At 65.4% G+C, this 4,672-nt stretch carries 3 protein-coding genes and 1 pseudogene; 3 read left to right on the top strand and 1 reads right to left on the bottom strand.

Translation table 11 applies throughout. The annotated features are described in order from the left end of the window. Positions 1–150: 150 nt before the first annotated feature. Positions 151–2,127: an asparagine synthase (glutamine-hydrolyzing) gene (gene asnB, locus BST40_RS27295; RefSeq protein WP_083156427.1), complete on the bottom strand. Its 1,977-nt coding sequence runs from the start codon at positions 2,125–2,127 to the stop codon at positions 151–153. Between the two features lie 349 nt (positions 2,128–2,476). On the opposite strand from asnB, the gene ctaC reads away from it, so the two are divergent. The 3 genes and pseudogenes from ctaC to BST40_RS27280 all read left to right on the top strand — a co-directional run. Continuing rightward, on the top strand, positions 2,477–3,586 hold the full coding sequence (gene ctaC, locus BST40_RS27290; RefSeq protein WP_075545218.1) for an aa3-type cytochrome oxidase subunit II: 1,110 nt from the start codon (positions 2,477–2,479) through the stop codon (positions 3,584–3,586). A gap of 11 nt (positions 3,587–3,597) precedes the next feature. Beyond that, positions 3,598–4,017, top strand: coding sequence for a cytochrome c oxidase subunit 4 (locus BST40_RS27285; protein WP_023364906.1), 420 nt, complete (start codon positions 3,598–3,600; stop codon positions 4,015–4,017). Positions 4,018–4,199: 182 nt separating this feature from the next. Next, positions 4,200–4,672 (top strand): annotated as a pseudogene (locus BST40_RS27280) (MmpS family transport accessory protein); the annotation flags it as partial.

Genomic DNA, 4,672 nt, shown 5'->3' with positions numbered 1-4,672 from the left:
GCGCCGACTACGCCCACTGGCTCCAACCCGAGCATTCACCAAACATCACCATCCACCGTCTTAACTGAACGGTATTGGGCTTAGCCCCGCGAGCAGACGCAGAGTCGCACGCGGAAGGTCTTCCGCGTGCGACTCTGCGTCTGCTGGCCGTCACAACTGGACCGGATACTGCGGCTCGGCGATCTGCGGCACGACGCTGTGCTCGACAAAGATCGCATGCCACAGCATGAAGATCAGCACGGTCCACAGCCGGCGGCTGTGATCGCCGGCGCCGGTCCGGTGCTCCTCGAGCATCCGGCTGACAGCGCTCAGGTCGATGAGATGTCCGGCCCCCGACGAGCCCACCATCTGATAGGCCCACTCCAGCAGCTCGCCAGCGCGCAACCAGTGCCGGATCGGCACCGGGAAGCCCAGCTTGGGCCGGTGCAGCACGTGTGCCGGAACGATCGGCTCCAGCGCGCGCCGCAGCGCGTATTTGGTGGTGGTACGGGTGATCTTGGCCTGCAGCGGTAGCCGCGAGGCGACCGCGAACACCTCCGGGTCCAGGAACGGCACCCGCAGCTCGAGCGAATTCGCCATCGTCATCTTGTCCGCCTTGACCAGGATGTCGCCGCGCAGCCAGGTGAACAGGTCGATGTGCTGCATCCGGGCTACCGGATCCCAACCGGCCGATTGCGCGTACACGGGCGCCGTGACGTCGGTATGGGTCCAGTCCTCGCGGAAGCCGGGCAGCACGTCGCGCAGCTGCGCGTCGGAAAAGCTGCGGGCATTGCCGTAGTAGCGCTCCTCGAGTGTCAACGAGCCGCGGTGCAGCAGGCTCTTGCCGCGCATCCCCTCCGGCAGCGGCTTGGAGGCTTTGCCCATCGACCGCCGCAGCCGCCGCGGCAGGTAGTCGAACGGTTTCAGCGAGAGTGGCTCGCGGTAGATCGTGTAGCCGCCGAACAGTTCGTCGGCGCCTTCTCCGGACAACACGACCTTGACGTACTTGCGGGCCTCCCGGGCGACGAAGAACAGCGGCACCAGCGCCGGATCGGCCACCGGTTCATCGAGATACCAGACGATTTCGGGCAGGGCGGCCACAAACTCCTCAGCGCTGACCACCTTGGCGACGTGGCGCGCGCCGATCGCCTGGGCCGAGGCCACCGCGACGTCGAGCTCGGAGAACCCCTCTCGCTCGAAACCGGTGGTGAACGTGATCAGCCGCGGATTGTGCCGGATGGCCAGGGCGGCGATGGCCGTGGAGTCGATGCCTCCGGACAGAAATGAGCCGACGGTGACGTCGGCCCGCATGTGCTTGGCCACCGAGTCCTCCAGCACCGCCGTGATCTCGTCGTAGCGCGCCTGCTCGGTGTCGGGCGTGATCGGGGTGGCGGCAAAACGCGGCACGAAGTAACGGGTGATCTCCGGCTCTTGCCCGGGCCGAATCCAGGCGTAACAGCCTGATTCCAGGCGGCGGACCCCGCGGTGCAACGTCTCGGGCTCCGGCACGTACTGCAGCACGGTGTAGTGCTGCAGCGCCCGGCGGTCGATTCGGGTGTCGAGTCCCAGCAAGCCGACGAGGTCGAGCAGGCATTTCTTCTCGCTGGCCACCGCGGTGCCGCCGCTACCGGTCGCCAGGAACAGCGGCTTGATGCCGAACGGGTCGCGGGCGCAGAACAATTCGCGGCTGACGGTGTCCCACAGCGCGAAGGCGAACATCCCGCGTAGCCGCTTGAGCACGTCGGTGCCCCAGTGGTGGTAGCCGGCGACGATCGTCTCGCCGTCGCCGTCGGTGGCGAATACGGCGCCGTGCCGGCCGGCGAGTTCGTCGCGCAGCTCCAGGTAGTTGTAGATCTCGCCGTTGAAGACCAGCACGTACCGTTCCGGCGCCTCTGGTGGCCCCCACCGCAGCGGCTGATGGGAATGGGCAATGTCGATAATGGACAGCCGGTTGAACCCGAAGATCACCGATCCGTCGGCGTCCGGGTCAACCCAGGTGCCCGGCTCATCGGGGCCACGGTGGCGCATCAGATGCGACGCGCGGGCGATCGCGCTGTCGGCCTCCGCGGCGCTGCGGGCAGCAGCGTCGGACCCCTGGGTCGCGGCAGCGCCGGCCGGAGCCGCGACGAAGGCCAGCAGTCCGCACACGGCGCCCCAGTATGCCGCACGAGGCGCGGCGGCCCGGGCGCGGCCTTCGGGTAATGATGATGGAGACCGCATCTCGCGCGCGTCGGTTCACGATGTGGATTTCCCCAAGGGGCCGCATCGTGTCGCCTGGTCGCCGCCGTGGGCGGGCTTGCGCACCGTCTCACGCAATCCGGCGGTGCCCCCACCGCGGGCCAGGTAGCGGCACCGTCGGCCGTTTTGGCACGCATCGTCGCCTGCGCGGGCGGCGTGGTCTACGCTGCGTAGTATTCGAATCCGAGTTAGCCGACGATTCCCGCCGGAAGCGGCGCCTAGCCCGAGTCGGCCCAGCTTGTGCTACAGGAGGCGCAACGTGACACTTCGCGAGCCAGGTCGTTCGCATCGCTTGTCGCAGGGCAATTCTGAGATCCGTTCCGGCGGTCGGCGGCGCGGAGCGCCCGGGCTCACCCCACGCCTTCGGCTGGCGGCACTGGCCGGGGCCCTCGGCGTGCTGGCCGTCACCCTGAGCGGTTGCAGCTGGTCGGAAGCGCTGGGTCTCGGCTGGCCCGAGGGCGTCACCCCGGAAGCCCACGTCAACCGGGAGTTGTGGGTCGGTGCGGTGATCGCCTCCCTGGTGGTCGGGGTCATCGTGTGGGGTCTGATCTTCTGGACGGCAGTCTTTCACCGAAAGAAGCGAAGCGACGCCGACTTTCCTCGACAGTTCGGCTATAACATGCCCCTTGAGCTGGTGCTGACCGTCACGCCGTTCCTCATCATTTCGGTGCTGTTCTACTTCACCGTCGTCGTGCAGGAGAAGATGCTGCACACCACCAAAGACCCGGAGGTCGTGATCGACGTCACGGCTTTCCAATGGAACTGGAAGTTCGGCTATCAGCGGGTCGACTTCCATGACCACACCTTGACCTACGATGGCGCCGACGAGGCCCGTAAACACGCCGTTGAATCCAAGCCGGAAGGCAAGGACGCCCACGGTGAAGAGCTCGTCGGACCGGTCGCTGGGCGTAACACCGAGGACCGCAGCTATCTCAACTTCGACAAGATCGAGACGCTGGGCACCACGAACGAAATTCCGGTCCTGGTCTTGCCGGCCGGCAAGCGCATCGAATTCCAGCTGAACTCGGCCGACGTGGTCCATTCCTTCTGGGTGCCCGAGTTCTTGTTCAAACGTGACGTGATGCCCAATCCGGCCGCGAATAATTCGGTCAACATTTTCCAGATCGAGCAGATCACCAAGACCGGAGCGTTCGTCGGTCATTGCGCCGAAATGTGCGGCACCTACCACGCCATGATGAACTTCGAAGTTCGCGTGGTGGCGCCCAACGACTTCAAGGCCTACTTACAGCAACGTATGGACGGTAAGACCAACGCCGAAGCCTTGCAGGCGATCAACCAGCCGCCCCTCGCCGTGACAACCCATCCGTTCGACGCCCGCCGCGGTCAATTGGCCCCGAGCCAAGGTTAGGACACTGCACAATGCATATCGAAGCCAGGCTTTTCGAGTTCGTCGCCGCGTTCTTCGTGTTGTGTGCGGTGCTCTACGGTGTGCTGACTTCGATGTTCGCCACCGGTGGGGTCGAGTGGGCCGGCACAACTGCGCTGGCGCTGACAGGCGGCATGGCGTTGATCGTCGCCACGTTCTTCCGATTTGTGGCTCGCCGGCTCGACACCCGGCCCGAGGACTACGAGGGTGCCGAAATTAGCGACGGCGCAGGGGAATTGGGGTTCTTTAGCCCGCACAGCTGGTGGCCGATACTGGTTGCGTTGTCCGGTTCGGTGGCGGCGACGGGCGTCGCACTATGGCTGCCCTGGCTCATTGTTGCCGGCGTGGTATTCGTCTTGGCCTCTGCGGCCGGATTGGTATTCGAGTACTACGTCGGACCCGAGAAGCACTGATCAAAGCCGGAAAGGTCACAATCAGGGCATCAGTTGATCGGCGGCCAGTTAGCCGCGACTTCTGTGCCCTGTCCGGTTGGGTAGGGTTTGCGATACACAGTGAGAATCCACCGAGCGCACGCGCACACATGCAGCCGCGGAGCCCAGCGCTCTGGTGAGGTAGTTGGACAGGGTAGGCAAACATGAGCGGGCCGAATCCGCCGGGACGGGAACCTGAAGAACCCGATTCCGCCGGCGATTCCAGCGCCGAACTGGAAGCCTTGAGCGACACCGGTGATGAGCTGGCAGCCGGCGCCGAGGGCGGAGCACTGAAACCGCTTGACGATAGTGGCCGCTTCGAGGCGGCATACCCCACGGGAGAAACCGAAGCCTACTCCCGTGCGTACTCGGCGCCAGAGTCCGAGCAATTCATCAGCGCGCCGTATCTGCCGGCCGATCTCAGTCTTTACGACTACGACACCTTCGACGAAGCGTCGGACGCCGACGACGAAGATGGCGCTCCGCGCTGGCCATGGGTGGTCGGCGTGGCGGCCATACTGGCCGCCATCGCCCTGGTGGTTTCGGTGTCGCTGCTCGTCACCCGCACCGGATCCCAAAGACTGGCCAACCCGGCAACTACCTCCTCCTCGGCGCCACCAATACAGGACGCGATAAC

The organism is Mycobacterium persicum, from assembly GCF_002086675.1.
Taxonomy (GTDB): domain Bacteria; phylum Actinomycetota; class Actinomycetes; order Mycobacteriales; family Mycobacteriaceae; genus Mycobacterium; species Mycobacterium persicum.
The sequence above is the reverse complement of the archived record's forward strand: the minus strand, read 5'-3'. Positions and strand labels throughout refer to the sequence as shown.

Coding starts and splice junctions, on each gene's coding strand:
- BST40_RS27285 (WP_023364906.1), top strand. CDS start 3,598: ATGCATATCGAAGCCAGGCTTTTCGAGTTCGTCGCCGCGTTCTTCGTG.